Here is a 16,213-nt window from a genome sequence, read left to right on the forward strand (position 1 = left end):
GGGCAGATAAGATGGAAGTGTTAAGGACAGAAGAGCTGACAAAAGAATATGGCTTTGGAGAAAATAAAGTCATCGCATTAGACCATGTATCCTTTTCCGTGGAAAAGGGAGAATTTGTTACGATCCTGGGCCCATCCGGATCCGGGAAGTCCACGCTGCTCCATCTGGTCGGCGGCGTGGACAGACCGACACACGGGCAGGTCTTTATAGGCGGGCAATCCATTTACAAAATGAAAAACCGGGATCTGACCGTATTCCGCAGACGGGAGATTGGACAGATTTATCAATTTTATAATCTCATTCCCGTGCTGGATGTAAAAGAAAACATCAGCCTTCCCGTGCTTTTGGATCATAAGAAGGTGGATCAGGAGGAGCTCCAGAAGCTGTTGGAGATACTTGGACTGGAAAAGAGGGCCGACCATCTGCCAAACGAACTGTCGGGAGGCCAGCAGCAGAGGGTGGCGATCGGGCGGGCGCTGATCAGCCAGCCCCAGTTGATTCTGGCTGACGAACCTACTGGAAATCTGGACCAGAAAAACAGTTTGGAAATTATCAATCTTTTTAAAGAATTAAACGAGGTCTACAAACAAACTATTTTGCTGATCACCCATGACGAGAAGATTGCCGGAAACAGCAGCCGGACTATTCGAATTGAAGACGGGAAGATCATAGAAGATATAAGGCGGTGAGAAAATGCGGTTTCGTGGAGTCTATCAACATGATACAAGGGATTGTGGAGTCGCATGCCTAGCGACAATTTGCAATTTTTATGGACTAAACGTTCCATTATCTTATATTCGAGAGTTAGAAAAGGTGAATATGAACGGATCTAGTATCTACGGAATTTGTAAAGCTGCCGAGATACTTGGAATGGCTGCGGACGCTTATCAAGGAGAAATCGAAGAGTTACTTTCTAACGTAAACGAGACAAAGGAAATAGCAGTTCCATTTATAGTGCACACCATAAAAGATGATCTTTATCATTTTATGGTCGTAAAAAAGATAAGCACAAAATCAGTATGGCTTTTTGATCCAGATGAAGGAAACATAAAAATAAAATTAGACACATTTGCAAAAATCTGGACAGGATATTTTATTGCTTTTCAATTGACGCCCCTTTTTAAAAAAGAAAACTTAAAAAAGGGAGCTTATCAAAATTATTTCTTATTTTTTATAAAAATACAGAAAAGAATTTTTTACTATTTTGGGAACTTCTTTGTTAATTGCGGGAATTACAATAGTAAGTACCCTCATTTTCCAACATATTATTGACCATTTTATGATGCACCCGAATTATGAATTCATGAGGGAAGTGAATACTATTTTCGCTATCATAATAGGTCTTTATATCTTAAGGTTCTTCTCTGAGTGTGAACAATTCCGCGATGCAGTGACGGATTTCATCTTCCATAGCCAGCGAACGTTCCCCGCCCGTATTGAAGTACCGTGCGATCTGATTCAGGTTCACGCCGATCTTTCCATATGCCCCCAACAAGCTTCGCAGTTCTTCCATATCGGCAACCACTTCTACCCGATGCACGATCTCCTTGTCCACCAGAAGTTTCCGCAGGCATTCGGATCTGGACACTCCCAGGATCTCTGCTTTCCTGTCCAGAAGTTCCAGTTCAATATCCGACAGCCGGACTCCGACAAAATGCGGATGGTTCAGTTCCCGTTCCATTCTCTTTTTTCTCATGGCTTCTCCTCCTTTCTTTCTGTTACTTCAGCAACACCACAAATAGGAGAACCGGCAGCCCTGCCGGAATCTTCCTTTTGTGCTGCGTCCCACTTTCCAGTGGACGCCAATATCTGCCAGATCGGCAGATCATCGAGGGTATGGGGAGGCGAAATCCCAAGCAAGAGCCCTACACAGGAAAACACAATAGTGTATTACGGGGTGGATCTTGCCCTAGGAAAAAACACTTCCCTCTACTTCTCAAAAAGGCGTAAGGTACTTTTACAAGGGAAAATCAAAAATTAATTTTTCTGAAAAGTTAAAGCACCAACCTTCTGGTGAGCGTGAAAATCTTCTAAAATAAAAACCCTCTCACTTAACCCAACGGACAGAGAGGGAAATACAATGGTCTATTTCTTAAATTATGTTTTTCAGTATAGTTTTTTCAAATAACCCTCTTATAATATAAAAAAAAGGGAAGAATTCAATGTGTGATTGTAATTTTTAAAAGTTCCCATATAAAAAGTTCCTTTATGACTTTTAGCGTCATAAAGGAACTTACTATTTTCATATTCTGTGAAGAGTTTTTCCATAAAGATTGTTTAAGCTTTTGTTCAAAACTCTCTGCTCTGAAACCATAGGTAATAGATTTGTATTATATCGGGAATTATATTCAAAATCACTGCTGTGTCTGTAACCCTTCTGCAAAAGAACTATTGAACCTAAGCATATTTTTTCGGGCCACTTTCATCGCCTTTACCGATTCTTCCGCTTTTTTGATTGTCTCAACAATTTCTTTCTTTTCTTTGCCCTTTGCAACATCCATTTTCAATCGAAGTTCAACAAACCCTTTTTCAATTTCTGTGATATTTTGAAGATACTGCTCGTACACGCTGTTGGAAAATTCAATGTCATGCTCGTCATTAAGAAATATTTCTCTGACTGAAGTAAGCAGCTTAGCAGAATGCATTATTGTGTTTTTCTTGCCTACAAGTCCTGCGGAACCAACGGCACCGCCAACTCCAGCACCAACACCTATTCCAAATGCAGCTCCACCACCTACGATAGCAATCGTTCCCCCAAGCATTCCGGCTCCACCTGCCGCAATTGCACCGCCGCCAAGATATGCAAGACAGGCACTCGTCAAAGCCGCTCCGCTCAGTCCTGCAAAATTGGAGCCCACCAATGCCACCGCTATTGGCCCGGCAAATGCGCCTGCTGACGCAACAGTAATAATAGCAATAACCGCTGTAATAGTCAGAGATGTAAGCACCGTTTTGAGGACTTCACTGAGTTCTCTCATACGTTTATCATAGGATCTGCGTAACCTCTTCACATACCCCTGCTTACAATACTTACCTGTGAATTGTTCGTCTAAGAAATGATCTCCTTCCCCTTTCCTAAAACTACATAATGGATTGTTCAGATGCTTATATTTCTTACTCGGTATGTCATTGCCTTTCTTATCCTTCTCCGTACCAAGAGGATAATACGGTTCAAACAGCATGGCTTCAAGAAGTATCAGCCTATACCACGGTTTCTGGGGATCATTAGCTGCAATACGTTCCTGCAGTTCATCCATGCTATACCAGTGCATTTCTGCACCTGAGATTTGTGTGAAACTTTCAAAGCCGTTCGAAATAAACTTTGACCATTCTTTTAACCATTCACTTTTAAGTTCCTTAATAACTTCTCCAGTTACAGGAACTTTTGTCATTTCTATATCATTAAACGTCTTATAGTATTCGAGATTATAAAGTATTTCTGTCTGCTCCAATGAGAGTCCCAGTTTATCCATCTGTAAATCCATATCGTCACCTATTCTCTTGTAAATATTTGCATCTGTTTTTCCGAAGTGTTTAAGATGGCAGGAGATTTTGAACGGGATTAGCGGGGCAGTTAAAGTAGTCCAGATGAATTGTTCCAAAATGATACCGAAATACGACCAAACAGCGTTTTCTGCCGTTAGATAGGATAAACCCCAGGCAAATATATTTGAGGCCAAAAAAGCCTGTCGTAAAGGGCAAAAAATGCAAAAAATGATACTGAAACGTGACTATATTTCGCTGTCCTGTGCCGGACACTAGCAGGATGGCAGAGAGGAGGAATGTCTGTGCCGAGAATGAGCAAGAAAAGGAAACAGGAACTTGCCTTTTTTCTCAACGAAAGAGGGCGGAGCGCTCATAACGACACCTGTCGGAAATGTGTCGGAGACTGCAAGCAGAGTTTTCGGACTGTTGTTGTCTGTTGCCCCTGTTATGAATCCAAGCGAAGCCGCCGGCGGAAGATCAGACAGAAACAAAAGGATGGATGTGAAGAATAGAGACCAGATGGAATATTTGACAGAGCGGACCCTGATCAGAGATTTCATTCCTTACCCACGGTTTCTGTTGAATATGAACCTGACTCAGACAGCCAGGATTCTGTATGCCCTGTTGCTGGATCGATCCAAGATTTCAAGGAATAACGGATGGAAGAATGAAAAAGGGTATATTTACGTGATTTACCCAATCATGGATTTGGCACAAGTGTTGGAAAAGAGTCATATGACCATTAAGAAAGCTTTGAATGAACTGGAAAATGCCGGACTTTTAGAAAGACAAAAGCAGGGTTTTTCAAAGCCGAATCTGCTGTATGTCAGAATTCCGGCAGAGGGAAAGAAAAGTGTCCCTGTGAAGGAAAGAAAAGTATCCTCCATAGGGAAAGAAAAAGATACTTATGAGGGAAAGAAACCTGTCCCTGCGAGGGATAGAAAAGTATCCCCTAATAAAATGAGTAATAGTCAAATGATATATAGTCAAATGAATAAAGAGAGAGGAGCGCGCTCTGCCTATGGAAAATATCACAATGTGCTTCTCTCTGAAACAGAATATGGAGAATTGAAACAGGAGATCCGGGAATTAGACAGGCTGATTGAGGAACTGTCCAGTTATATGCGTTCCAGTGGAAAGCAATATGCTGATCATGCTGTTACCTTGAGAAGATGGGCAGAACGGTCAGCCCCGGTAAAAAACATTCTGGATTATACCTGCAGTGAGGAGGATAGCTTATAAAAAGGGGATGAAATTAATTCTAATTGGAGGTTGTTAATCATAGCCTGTAAAAAACGGACAAGGAGGTGGGACCGCCGTGAAGAAACAAAAACTGAATTATCGCTTTCATGACCCAAATGATCCGGCGGTTGCTGCTGAATACATATTGAAAGTGTTTGTTGAGGCAAATCAGAAGAAGGTAGAGAAGGTAATCAGAGAGGCCAGTGCACAAGGGCGAGAGAAGGCTGAGAAGATGAAGGATGATAAGGAAGAGGACGATAAAAATAAGATGGAATTATTTGAAGGGAATGTTATACTGAGAAAAGAGGGGACGTGATAACGATGCCAAATGATATACAGGAAATCATCCAACATTTTGCAGAAGATGTAAGAAAAATTCTGGGAGGATTACTTGATGATGTTATCCTCTACGGTTCCTATGCAAGAGGCGATTATTTGGAACTGTCAGATATAGATATTATAATCCTGACGTCTCTGACGGTAGAACAGATAAAAGAGGAAGAAGACAAAATAAGTGATCTGGCATTTGACTATATGGTGCAGTACACAGTTGATATTTCTCCAGTGGTAGTTAACACAGGGCATTTTAATGAGTGGATGGAGAATTTGCCTTATTATAGAAACATAAAAGAGGAGGGAATACGGATCCCGGTTTGAAGAAACTCTAGGATGGAGAAAAGATCATCTGATGCAAAATGGCGTCAGATGATTTTTTAATACAATACGAAAACGAAATTACAAGAATGAATATGAGATATTATCTCAAATATTGTTTACAAAAATGATAAAATGAATATAATAGAAGATAAGATAGTAAAAATTTGTGGTGTTGAAACAAAATGGAGGTAGAGACAAATGTTATGCCAGTTTACAGTAAAGAATTTTAAGAGCATCCGTGACGAGATGACATTTGACATGCAGGCAGCCGCCATTTCTGAGCATGAGGACAGGATAATCAAAGATAGAGATGGAGAAGTATTTCTTCCGGTATCAGCTGTGTACGGACCGAACGGTGGTGGAAAATCCAATGTGCTGGAGGCGCTGCACAGTCTGGTGTTCAAGGTGCTGAGACCATTATATGCGACCAGCGATAATGAAAATGCGACAATAAGGATAAAGAGAATACTGATCGAGCCCTTTGCTTTTTCTACTGAAACCGCAAATGCTCCGACCGAGTTTGAATTATTTTTCAGGACTGCACTGGCAGAATACCGCTATGAACTCACTGTCAGAAAAGACGTGATCAAGTATGAAAGACTGGACCGGATAAAGCTGGAAACGGGGCGCAGATCGGCGCTATTTGAGCGAGATGAAAATGAAATCATACTGAAAGGTGTTTTTTCTAAATTAAAAACCAGTGAAGATTTATCCGAAACTCTGCCATTGCTTTCTTATCTAGGTATTACCTATGCCAAGAATGAAGTGGTGCAGGATGTATTGGGATGGTTTGATGACGGGATTGATTTCCTTAATTACGGAAATCCACGTCAGGAACTGCGTATGGCAGTTTCAAATTCGGATGATGTAAAGAAACTGATGCTGGATATGATACAGGAAATGGATCTAGATATTGTGGACTTCCGAGTGGAAGAGAGAGAACATGATCGAATTGAAGTGTTTACAAAACATATTGTTGATGATTACGAGGTAGAGTTGAATCTGTTTGATGAGTCCAGCGGAACAAAGAAACTGTTCGGCCTGCTTCCCTTTATTGCGAAGAGCCTTTCCGTGGGAACAACGCTGGTTATCGATGAATTAGATGCCAAGATTCATCCTGTACTGCTCAGATACATTATTATGATGTTTAATGATATGAAGATCAATAAGCATGGCGCACAGCTGATCTTTACATCTCACGATTTGTCAACAATGAACAGCGAGGTGTTCAGGAGAGATGAAATCTGGTTTGTGGCAAAAGGAAACAAAGAGAATTCGAAATTGTATTCTTTGGTGGAATTTAAAAATGATAAGGGCGAGTCAGTGCGTAAAGATGCAAAATTTGACAAGCAGTATCTGGAAGGGAAGTATGGGGCAGATCCATATCTCAGGAAGATTATAGATTGGGGGCGGGTCAATGCCTAAAAAAGCCGGGATGGAGGCGTGGAAGAAAAAGCGCCGTAAGGAATATCTGGAAAAGAAAGAATTCCGTTACTATATTTTCTGCGAGGGCCAGCAGACAGAACCGTCATACTTTGAAGGATTTAAAAGATACATCGAAGAAAATCCGATTTACCGTGATATGGTACTGATCGAAATAGAACCATGTCAGGCGGAAACCATGCGGGTGATCGGTATGGCGGAACGGTATGTAAAGAAGAACAAAATCCAGAAAGGGCAGATCTGGTGTGTATATGACAAAGATAGTTTCCCAGCGAAAGATTTTAATGGAGTCGAACACCGGGCAAGACAGTTGAGTCAGGAAAATCCAGATTTGCAGTATCACGCAGCGTGGAGCAATGAGTGCATCGAATTCTGGTTTCTGCTACATTTTGCATACTATACATCTAATAATCATCGGACAGAATATATTTCATTTCTGAACGATAAGTTCCGGGAACTGGGGATCGGGAAGTATCAGAAGAACATGAAAAATATATTTGAGATATTGATGGAAAAGGGAAATCCAAAGCTGGCGATTCGGTATGCAAAAAGGATTATAAAAGATGGACAAGGGAAAACACCGGCAGAGATAGCACCGGGAACGAAGGTGTATGAGCTGGTCGAAGAACTGGTGAAATATTTGCCGGAGGATATACGAAGGGACTTTATATTGTAGTGGAAAGGAGAATAGAATATGTCAAAAGAAAAATTTAAATCTGTTGCGGCAACATCTAAAAATGTTAAATGGGAACAATTAATATCACGCCAAACAGAGTTATATTCACGAAAAGATGAAGTTCGAAGTCCATTTGCAAGAGATTATACTCGAATATTACATTCATTAGCATATAGGAGATTAAAACATAAAACACAGGTTTTTTTTAATATTGATAATGATCATATATGTACACGTATGGAGCATGTTGCTCATGTTGAATCGGTAAGCCAGACAATAGCAAAAAATCTAGGACTTAATGATGAATTAACAAAGGCTATTGCTATAGGGCATGATTTAGGGCATGCACCATTTGGGCATCAAGGAGAGACAGTAATAAGTGAATTGAGCATGAAATATTTTGATGAAAAATTTTGGCATGAAAAGAACGGACTTAGATTTGTTGATGACTTAGAACTTTTGGAAGATAACTATAAAAAGAGTAGAAATTTGGATTTAACATATGCAGTTCGTGATGGAATTATTGCGCATTGTGGAGAAGTAGATGAGAATGGATTAATGGCGAGGGATGAATTGATAGATTTGTCTGAATTTAAAAAACCTGGTCAATATCAGCCAGTAACATGGGAAGGATGTGTAGTAAAAATTTCCGATAAAATTGCATATATCGGAAGAGATATAGAAGATGCTATTAACCTGGGTTTCTTAGATGAAAGAACAAAAAATGATTTGTTGAGGATGGCTCGTACACATGATGAGGATGTTTTAAATACAACAGTCATAATGCATAATCTTATTATCGATATATGTGAAAATAGTACACCTGAAAAAGGAATTTGTTTAAGTCCCCGTTTTCTAGAGCAAATTAATAGTCTTAAAGATTTTAATTATAAACATATATATGGCCATGAAAGATTAAAACCTTTTAAAGAGTATTCAAAATTAGTGATTAATCAAATATTTGATGTCTTAATGAAAACGTTTGATGATAAACATTCGTGGATTCAAATTGAGGAAAAAAAGAGATATTACCCAGTATTGATGAATTCATTTGATAAATGGTTAGCGAGATATTGCAGTCCGGAAATTGTTCCGGAAGGAAAATTATTAACTATTTCTTTGAATTGTGAGAATAAAAAGGTTTATGGAAACCTTGATACTGAGAAAATTTATGCACGGGCAATATTGGATTTTATTTCTGGTATGACAGATAGGTTTGCAGTAAAAGTATTTAACGAATTACTAACATATTAAATTATATCAAAGTATTTAACAGTTAAAGGATAGCAATTTTTATTCCTTAAAATTGCTATCCTTTTGTGTACAAATAATGTATTCATGGTATAATAAAATGAAATAGTAACAGGAATAAATAGAAGTAACAGAAAGGTAAACGTTTATGAACATTGCAGCATACTGCCGTGTTTCCACGGATAAATCCGACCAGCTGAACAGCCTGGAAACCCAGAAACAGTTTTTTACTGAATACGTTCAGCGCACCGGAGATCACCTTGTTAAAGTATATGCTGATGAGGGGATTTCCGGAACAAAAATTAAAAACAGAAAAGAATTTTTACAGATGATGGCCGATGCAGAGCACGGCCTTTTTGATATGGTTGTCGTAAAAGATATTTCCCGTTTTGCAAGGAATACCGTGGATCTTCTTCAGAACATCCGCCGTCTGAAAGCGCTTGGAATCGAGACACAGTTTCTCACGGCCAACATGACCAGCATGGGGAACAGCGAATTTGTCCTCACCATCTTTGGTGCTCTGGCGCAGGAAGAGAGTGCCAATACATCCAAGCGTATCAAGTTCGGGAAAAAGGTGAATGCGGAGAAGGGCCGGGTTCCCAATATTGTTTTCGGATATGACAAGACGATCGGTGATTATTTCAATCTCACGATCAACGAGAAAGAAGCAAAGGTGATACGTCAGATTTATCAGTTGTATACAGAAGAGGGCTACGGATGCGCCGCTATTTCCAATAAACTGAATGAGCAGGGAAGCCGGACAAAGCGGAACTGTAAGTGGAGCCAGAATGCTGTCAGCCGGATTCTCACAAATGAACTTTATACTGGAAAGATTATTAATGGGAAACAGGAAGTAGCAGATTTTCTTACCGGACAGCGGAAGGAAAAGGATGAGACGGAATGGTTGGTGACAGAGCGGCCGGAACTGCGAATCATTGATAATGAAGTGTTTGAACAGGCGCAGAAGATTCTTCATTCCCGGAATCAGGCGTTTAACCTGAATCACGAACGGCAGAGTAACAAATACCTGTTTTCTACGTTGATCAAATGTAAGGAGTGCGGATGGTCTTTCCGCCGGACAGTGCGAAAGTATAAGAATACTTACGTACGCTGGGTATGTTCGGGACATAACGGGAAAGGTGCTGATTCCTGTCCCAATGCAGTGACCCTGGATGAGGAAGAACTGATCGAAGTGCTGCAGGAATACTTTTCGAATGTGCTGAAGAATAAGAAGAAAGTCATTCAGTATGTGGTGAAGGAATTTCAGCGTGTCTACAAGGCGAAAGATGAAAATGTGGAGTATGAAAAGGAGCTGAAGGATAAGCTGACAAAGCTGAAAGCCATGCGGGAGAAATACATGGACATGTATACCGATGATCTGATCACAAGGCAGGAGCTGAATGACCGGATCGGCGGGGCAAGGCAGGAAATCGAGCGGCTGGAAAATGAATTAAAAATGGTGACCTATCAAATCACAAAGGGAGATCAGCTGGAAGAATTGCTGAATACAACGTTTCAGTCGATCGAGGACATTACAGATGTGCACCAGATGACCAATACCCAGCTGAAAAAAATCATTGAGAAGATTGAAGTGGACAAAGATGGAAATGTGGACATTTACCTGAAACTGCTAGGAGATCTGGGACTGGACGAAGCCATACTGGTTGAAGACCGGACAGAAATACCGGACGCAGAAAACGCTCAAAATAATCACGACCGCACATAAAGATGTGACCGACCGCCTTCTCCAGATCAATCCGTCCCTGGCGGCGGAGGCCAGGAAGATCCTGGATGTAAACAAGTCTGAGCGGCACATACGGGGAGGACTTGCTACCCGGGAAAAGTACAAAGGCACGCACCACATGGCTTTGTAGATTTGGCTGAAAATAAAAGAAAATTTCGAAAAAATTCTTTAATTTTCAACAAAATTGCTATTTTTGAAACGATTTTTCTTGATTTCAGACCCTTCATCTGCTAGACTTAGCCACAAGACAAAGACGCCTGACGGTGAGACGGAAAAACGCCTCCACCGGTCAGGCGTTTTTTCGTTTTAATCTAAAGGAAACACGGGAGGTATTTTTATGGACACAGGAAACACGGGATTTATGATGATCTGTGCGGCGCTTGTATTTATCATGACGCCGGGGCTGGCTTTTTTCTACGGAGGTCTGGTCAGGAGGAAAAATGTGGTAAACACCATGATGGCCTGCGTGGCGATCATGGGACTGTCCGTATTTATGTGGGTGCTCTTTGGCTATTCCCTTGCATTCGGCAGTGACCATGGCGGGGTGATCGGGGATTTCGGCTGGCTGGCGTTTAGCGGCGTGGGATGGGACGCAGGACCTTATTCGGACACCATTCCCCATCTTGTGTATGCGGGATTCCAGATGATGTTTGCCATGATCACGCCGGCTCTCATTACCGGGGCTGTGGTGGGCAGGATGAAATTCAAGGCGCTGTTTGCCTTTATCGCTCTCTGGTCTGTCATCGTCTACTATCCCATGGCTCATATGGTATGGGGGCAGGGGGGATTTCTCGCAGCCCTCGGCTCTGTGGATTTTGCGGGAGGAAATGTAGTCCACATCAGCTCAGGAGTGAGCGCGCTGGTGCTCGCTATTTACCTTGGGAGGCGCAAAGGTTATGAGAAGACATCCTACCGCATCCACAATATTCCTTTTGTTGTTCTGGGAGCATCCCTTCTGTGGTTTGGGTGGTATGGCTTTAATGCGGGGAGTGCCCTGGCAGCCGACGGCCTTGCGGCCCACGCTTTTATGACTACATCCGTGTCCGCGGCGACAGCTCTTCTTTCCTGGATGCTCATTGACACGGCAAAAGAGGGAAAGCCCACACTGGTGGGCGCCTGCACCGGTCTTGTGGTGGGCCTTGTGGCGATCACGCCGGGAGCCGGATTTGTACCTGTCTGGTCTGCGTTTATCATCGGTGCCCTCGTGAGCCCCATCTGCTACTGTATGATCAATCTGATCAAACACAGACTGAAGATAGACGACTCCCTGGACGCTTTCGGATGCCATGGGATCGGCGGTATCTGGGGCGGCATAGCCACCGGGCTTTTCGGACAGAGCTCCATCAACTCTGTGGCACAGTGGGACGGACTGGTGTTCGGAGAGACAGGGCTGTTTGTCGCTCAGGTCATCAGTATTCTTGTTACCATAGCGGTCGCAGTGGTCGGCTCGCTGATCTGCATAGGCGTGATCCGCATCTTTACCAGACTCCGGGTAGATGAGAAGGACGTGATGATCGGACTTGATGTGACCCAGCACGGGGAGAACGCTTACCCGTCCTTCAATGGTTTTGACTAAACGGAAATATTTTGATAAGAGCATGAGGAGGAAGAAATATATGCTGATCAAGGTGGAAGCAATCGTCAGAGAAGAAAAGTTTGAGGAAGTGAAAGACGCCCTCAATCAGATAGAAGTCAACGGCATTACCGTGTCCCAGGTCATGGGATGCGGCGCTCAGAGAGGATACAAGGAAGTGGTCCGTGGATCGGAGATCGATATTTTCCTTCAGCCCAAGATTAAATTTGAAATCGTGGTATCCTCGGAGGAGTGGGAGAAAAAGGTCATCGACACTATCCAGAAAGCGGCCTTTACCGGGGATGTGGGAGATGGGAAGATCTTCAGCTATGAAATCAGGAGTGTCATGAAGATCCGGACAAAAGAGACCGGATATGATGCGGTCCAGTCGGAGTTTGAGTAGACGGATCAGGTGTTGCATGAACAGATGACAGGATATATAATAGGAAAGCGGCCCGCCGGGGAGACGGCGGGCTTTTGTGTGCCCTGTGAAATTCTTCAGGGCAGGGAGAAAGAAAAATGGCGAAAAAGATCTTAAAAAATATCCTGAAAAATGAAACGGTATTCTGTGTGTCCCTCCTTCTGGCGGTTCTGTCCGCCTTTTTTGTGAGACCGGACGAGACCTATCTGAGTTATCCGGACTGGCGGACCATTGCTCTGCTTTTCTGTCTCATGATCCTTGTGGCGGGGCTCAGGTCCAAAGGTGTGTTCACCCTGTTGGGGCATGTGCTCCTAAGGAAGGCGGGGAGCCTGCGGGCACTGTCTGCTGTCATGGTGCTGCTCTGCTTCTTCTCCAGCATGATCATTACCAATGATGTGACGCTGCTCACCTTTGTCCCTTTTACGATGCTGGTATTCCGCATGACCGGTAATGAGGAGCGGATCGTGAAGCTGGTGGTGCTGGAGACGATAGGGGCCAACCTGGGGAGCATGGCGACCCCTATCGGAAACCCTCAAAATCTGTATCTGTATTCGGTCTCAAAGCTTACGGCAGGCCAGTTTGCGGGAGCTGTCCTTCCCTATGCGGGACTTTCACTCCTGCTTCTTCTGGCGGCAGCGTTTGCAGGCCGGGATGAGCCGCTGATGGAAGTAGAGTTGGGAAAGAGGACAGAGAAGGAGGCGGAGAAGGAGAGCGGGAGGGCCGGAAAAAGACTGGCCGGGGATATCCTTCCCTTTCTGCTCCTCCTTGTACTCTGCCTGCTGGTGGTGTTTCGGATGCTGCCCTATCTTCCAGTGCTCTTCTGCGTGGCAGTGGCCGTGATGCTTCTGGACCTGAGGCTGTACCTGGAGGTAGACTATTTCCTCCTCTTCACTTTTCTCTTTTTCTTTATTTTTGTGGGAAATATGAAGAGGATTCCGCTGGTCAGTGAGGCGCTTGTCTCCGCGGTGGAAGGGCGGGAGCTGCTGACAGGCGTCCTGGCCAGCCAGGTCATGAGCAACGTGCCGGCAGCAATCCTTCTGTCCGGATTTACTGACCGGATACAGCCTCTTCTGACAGGAGTGAATCTGGGGGGCCTGGGGACGCTGATCGCTTCCCTGGCCAGCCTCATCTCTTACAAGATTGTGACAAGAGAGTATCCCCAGAGCAGGGGGAGCTTTATGAAGGTGTTTACATTCTGGAATGTGCTGTTTCTTGCACTGCTGCTTTTAGAGGCGCTGCTTCTGGGCGGGGTGTAGGGAACACTTAGCCGGGTTCCCGCTTGTAATATACTCCTCCCTGCGCTATCATATTCTACAGAGAAATCGAAAGGCAGACTTACAAAGGAGGGACAACATGCGCTATCAGATCAATCACAACTGGTACTTTACACAGCACTACACCGGAAGCCTGAACAGCATGCCGTCTGAGAAGCTGGAGGAGCTGGAGCGGGTCCAGCTTCCCCACACAGTGAAAATGCTTCCTCTGCACTACTGCAGTGAGAAGGATTATCAGATGGTGAGCGCTTACATAAAAGAACTGGATATACCCAGAGAATGGGAGAGAAAATATGTCACGCTGACGCTGGAGGGGGCGGCCCACCAGGCGGAGGTGTACTGTAACGGGAAATCTGCCGGCATCCACGGGTGCGGCTACACAGCCTTTGCGGCGGACCTGTCGCAGCTTCTGCGGTACGGCCAGACAAACCGGATCGTGGTCAAGGTGGACAGCCGGGAAACTCTGGATATCCCGCCCTTTGGCTATGTGGTGGACTATCTGACCTACGGCGGCATTTACCGCCCGGTCTACCTGGATGTGCAGGAGAAGACCCGGTTCAGGGATGTCTTCGTCATGCCTGATGACAGGAAGCACCTGGAGGTGAAGATAGAGGCAGAGAGGACCGAGGGCTGTCAGATGCGGGCCTGGGTGCTGGGGGAGGACGGCGAAGTCTTCGCCCGGCTGGAGGAGCAGGATTTTCAGGACCATTTCCATATGCTCGTACCCCGTGCCGGACTTTGGGACACGGAGCATCCCCGGCTTTATACACTGCACCTGGAGCTTGTAAAATTTGGAAACGTCATGGATGCGGAGGATGTCCGCTTCGGCTTCCGGACGGTCGAGATGAAGCCGGACGGATGCTGGCTGAACGGGAAAAAGGTGAAAATACGCGGGCTGAACCGGCACCAGAGCTGGCCCTACATGGGCTATGCGGCTCCGGCCAGAGCCCAGAGGCTGGACGCGGAAATCCTGAAGCATGAGCTGGGCTGCAATGCAGTGCGGACCAGCCACTATCCCCAGAGTCATGCTTTCCTGGACCGCTGTGATGAGCTGGGGCTTCTGGTCTTCACGGAAATCCCCGGATGGCAGCACATCGGCGGGGAAGCGTGGAAGGACCAGGCGGTGAAAAATACAGAGGATATGGTGCGGCAGTACCGCAACCACCCCAGCATCTTTATGTGGGGCGTCCGGATCAATGAGAGCCAGGATGATGATGAGCTTTACAGCAGGACTGTGGAGACAGCTCACAGACTGGACCCGGCCCGGCCGACGGGTGGCGTGCGCTATCTGAAAAAGAGCCATTTGCTGGAGGACGTGTACACCTACAATGATTTCAGCCACACGGGGGACAATCCGGGCTGTGACGCCAAGGAAGCTGTGACGCCGGACATGGAGAAGGCCTACTTTATCACAGAGTACAACGGGCACATGTTCCCCACAAAGGCCTGCGACGACGAGGAGCATCGGAAGGAGCACGCCATGCGCCACGTCCGGGTGCTGGACAGTGCGGCCGGACACGAGGATATCGGCGGAACCTTCGGGTGGTGCATGTTCGACTACAACACCCACAAGGATTTTGGAAGCGGGGACAGGATCTGCTACCACGGTGTCCTGGACATGTTCCGCAACCCCAAGCTGGCGGCCAGTGTCTACGCCTCCTGTCAGGACGACTGGCCGGTGCTGGCGGTCAGCAGCACCATGAGCATCGGAGACCACCCGGCCGGACAGATCGGGGAGGTGGCCGTCTTTACCAACGGGGAGAAGGTGCGCCTTTACAAAGATGGCGCCCTGGCAGGGGAGTATTTCCCGACAGGGAAATATCCCCATCTCGCCCATCCGCCGGTGCTGATCGGGAACGGCCCGGCCGGGACGGACGGCGGGCAGTCGGATGGGGGACTGGCAGGGGAAGAGAAGAGGAGCGGCCTGACAGGCTGGCTTTGCCGGTTATATGAGGCTGTGTTCGGGAAGAAAGGGAGGCCTGATATGGCTGCGAGCGGAGAGGCTGTGTCCCAGGGAGCGACAGACGAAGGTATGGGCGGCTGGGGCGTGGAGACCGCTGTGTGGAGGTTTGAGGCCCTGCGGGGCGAGCAGGTCATCCGCACGGTCACCGTCTCGCCGGTGGAGGAGATACACCTGGAGGGAGCCTGCGACACAGCTGTGCTTGTGGACGGAGATACATGGGACATGGCAACCATCCGGCTGCGGGCTGTGGATCAGAACGGGAACCTGGCCCCCTATGCCCACGATGTGCTGCGGTTTGAGGCGGAAGGCTGTGTGGAGCTGGAGGGCCCTGCCCTGGTGGCTCTCGAGGGCGGCATGTCCGGCTGCTATGTCCGCACCACGGGGGAGGAAGGAACCGGAAGACTGACGGTGTACCGGGGCGGAGAAAAAGAGCTGACCTTTACCTTTGACGTAAAGGCCCACGGAGATATGCTTTAGAAAGCT

At 45.7% G+C, this 16,213-nt stretch carries 15 protein-coding genes and 1 pseudogene; 14 read left to right on the forward strand and 2 right to left on the reverse strand.

Translation table 11 applies throughout. The annotated features are described in order from the left end of the window. Positions 1–11: 11 nt before the first annotated feature. Both B5E62_RS10570 and B5E62_RS10575 read left to right on the forward strand, forming a co-directional pair. A complete protein-coding gene (locus tag B5E62_RS10570; protein WP_033125275.1) occupies positions 12–689 on the forward strand; it encodes an ABC transporter ATP-binding protein in 678 nt (225 codons plus the stop codon). 4 nt (positions 690–693) lie between these two features. After that, complete coding sequence (locus B5E62_RS10575) at positions 694–1,272, forward strand: cysteine peptidase family C39 domain-containing protein (RefSeq protein ID WP_087174537.1); 579 nt, start codon at positions 694–696, stop codon at positions 1,270–1,272. A 79-nt stretch (positions 1,273–1,351) separates the two neighbouring features. On the opposite strand, the gene B5E62_RS10580 is transcribed toward B5E62_RS10575, so the two are convergent. Beyond that, positions 1,352–1,696 carry a plasmid mobilization protein gene (locus tag B5E62_RS10580; protein WP_087174538.1) on the reverse strand — a complete coding sequence of 115 codons (345 nt, stop codon included), beginning with the start codon at positions 1,694–1,696 and terminating at the stop codon, positions 1,352–1,354. A 658-nt stretch (positions 1,697–2,354) separates the two neighbouring features. Beyond that, positions 2,355–3,602, reverse strand: a complete 1,248-nt coding sequence (locus B5E62_RS10585) for a hypothetical protein (protein WP_143468851.1) — start codon at positions 3,600–3,602, stop codon at positions 2,355–2,357. A 379-nt stretch (positions 3,603–3,981) separates the two neighbouring features. Here B5E62_RS10585 and B5E62_RS10590 point away from each other — a divergent pair, with 379 nt between their 5' ends. The 12 genes and pseudogenes from B5E62_RS10590 to B5E62_RS10645 all read left to right on the forward strand — a co-directional run bounded on the left by B5E62_RS10590 (position 3,982) and on the right by B5E62_RS10645 (position 16,207). Next, positions 3,982–4,728, forward strand: coding sequence for a replication initiator protein A (locus tag B5E62_RS10590; protein WP_242957848.1), 747 nt, complete (start codon positions 3,982–3,984; stop codon positions 4,726–4,728). Between the two features lie 76 nt (positions 4,729–4,804). Further along, positions 4,805–5,044, forward strand: coding sequence for a hypothetical protein (locus B5E62_RS10595; protein WP_087174541.1), 240 nt, complete (start codon positions 4,805–4,807; stop codon positions 5,042–5,044). A gap of 5 nt (positions 5,045–5,049) precedes the next feature. Then, entirely contained in the window at positions 5,050–5,385 is a 336-nt protein-coding gene (locus tag B5E62_RS10600; protein ID WP_087174542.1) for a nucleotidyltransferase domain-containing protein, read from the forward strand. 198 nt (positions 5,386–5,583) lie between these two features. Beyond that, the gene (locus B5E62_RS10605; RefSeq protein WP_087174543.1) at positions 5,584–6,810 is read left to right on the forward strand and encodes an AAA family ATPase; all 1,227 of its coding nucleotides are present in this window, start codon (positions 5,584–5,586) and stop codon (positions 6,808–6,810) included. Further along, on the forward strand, positions 6,803–7,504 hold the full coding sequence (locus B5E62_RS10610; protein ID WP_087174544.1) for an RloB family protein: 702 nt from the start codon (positions 6,803–6,805) through the stop codon (positions 7,502–7,504). Before B5E62_RS10605 ends, B5E62_RS10610 begins: the two co-directional genes overlap by 8 nt. Positions 7,505–7,522: 18 nt before the next feature. Beyond that, positions 7,523–8,758, forward strand: coding sequence for a deoxyguanosinetriphosphate triphosphohydrolase family protein (locus B5E62_RS10615; RefSeq protein WP_087174545.1), 1,236 nt, complete (start codon positions 7,523–7,525; stop codon positions 8,756–8,758). Between the two features lie 145 nt (positions 8,759–8,903). Then, complete coding sequence (locus B5E62_RS10620) at positions 8,904–10,481, forward strand: recombinase family protein (RefSeq protein WP_087174546.1); 1,578 nt, start codon at positions 8,904–8,906, stop codon at positions 10,479–10,481. Further along, a pseudogene (locus tag B5E62_RS10625) lies at positions 10,471–10,629 on the forward strand (sporulation transcriptional regulator SpoIIID); the annotation flags it as partial. The gene B5E62_RS10620 and the pseudogene B5E62_RS10625, both read left to right, overlap by 11 nt. Before the next feature lie 207 nt (positions 10,630–10,836). Further along, on the forward strand, positions 10,837–12,075 hold the full coding sequence (locus B5E62_RS10630) for an ammonium transporter (RefSeq protein WP_087174548.1): 1,239 nt from the start codon (positions 10,837–10,839) through the stop codon (positions 12,073–12,075). Between the two features lie 40 nt (positions 12,076–12,115). After that, a complete protein-coding gene (locus tag B5E62_RS10635) occupies positions 12,116–12,475 on the forward strand; it encodes a P-II family nitrogen regulator (RefSeq protein ID WP_076779407.1) in 360 nt (119 codons plus the stop codon). Between the two features lie 116 nt (positions 12,476–12,591). Continuing rightward, positions 12,592–13,749, forward strand: coding sequence for an SLC13 family permease (locus B5E62_RS10640; RefSeq protein WP_087174549.1), 1,158 nt, complete (start codon positions 12,592–12,594; stop codon positions 13,747–13,749). A 97-nt stretch (positions 13,750–13,846) separates the two neighbouring features. Then, positions 13,847–16,207 carry a glycoside hydrolase family 2 protein gene (locus B5E62_RS10645; protein WP_087174550.1) on the forward strand — a complete coding sequence of 787 codons (2,361 nt, stop codon included), beginning with the start codon at positions 13,847–13,849 and terminating at the stop codon, positions 16,205–16,207. Positions 16,208–16,213 lie beyond the last annotated feature (6 nt).

Source organism: Lachnoclostridium sp. An118 (assembly GCF_002160985.1).
Classification (GTDB): domain Bacteria; phylum Bacillota; class Clostridia; order Lachnospirales; family Lachnospiraceae; genus Claveliimonas; species Claveliimonas stercoravium.

What these genes read in the sequence shown, in the direction of transcription:
- B5E62_RS10570 (WP_033125275.1), top strand. Translation starts at nt 12, where the DNA reads ATGGAAGTGTTAAGGACAGAAGAGCTGACAAAAGAATATGGCTTTGGA.
- B5E62_RS10575 (WP_087174537.1), top strand. Translation starts at nt 694, where the DNA reads ATGCGGTTTCGTGGAGTCTATCAACATGATACAAGGGATTGTGGAGTC.
- B5E62_RS10580 (WP_087174538.1), bottom strand. Translation starts at nt 1,696, where the DNA reads ATGAGAAAAAAGAGAATGGAACGGGAACTGAACCATCCGCATTTTGTC.
- B5E62_RS10590 (WP_242957848.1), top strand. Translation starts at nt 3,982, where the DNA reads ATGGATGTGAAGAATAGAGACCAGATGGAATATTTGACAGAGCGGACC.
- B5E62_RS10600 (WP_087174542.1), top strand. Translation starts at nt 5,050, where the DNA reads ATGCCAAATGATATACAGGAAATCATCCAACATTTTGCAGAAGATGTA.
- B5E62_RS10605 (WP_087174543.1), top strand. Translation starts at nt 5,584, where the DNA reads ATGTTATGCCAGTTTACAGTAAAGAATTTTAAGAGCATCCGTGACGAG.
- B5E62_RS10610 (WP_087174544.1), top strand. Translation starts at nt 6,803, where the DNA reads ATGCCTAAAAAAGCCGGGATGGAGGCGTGGAAGAAAAAGCGCCGTAAG.
- B5E62_RS10615 (WP_087174545.1), top strand. Translation starts at nt 7,523, where the DNA reads ATGTCAAAAGAAAAATTTAAATCTGTTGCGGCAACATCTAAAAATGTT.
- B5E62_RS10620 (WP_087174546.1), top strand. Translation starts at nt 8,904, where the DNA reads ATGAACATTGCAGCATACTGCCGTGTTTCCACGGATAAATCCGACCAG.
- B5E62_RS10630 (WP_087174548.1), top strand. Translation starts at nt 10,837, where the DNA reads ATGGACACAGGAAACACGGGATTTATGATGATCTGTGCGGCGCTTGTA.
- B5E62_RS10635 (WP_076779407.1), top strand. Translation starts at nt 12,116, where the DNA reads ATGCTGATCAAGGTGGAAGCAATCGTCAGAGAAGAAAAGTTTGAGGAA.
- B5E62_RS10640 (WP_087174549.1), top strand. Translation starts at nt 12,592, where the DNA reads ATGGCGAAAAAGATCTTAAAAAATATCCTGAAAAATGAAACGGTATTC.
- B5E62_RS10645 (WP_087174550.1), top strand. Translation starts at nt 13,847, where the DNA reads ATGCGCTATCAGATCAATCACAACTGGTACTTTACACAGCACTACACC.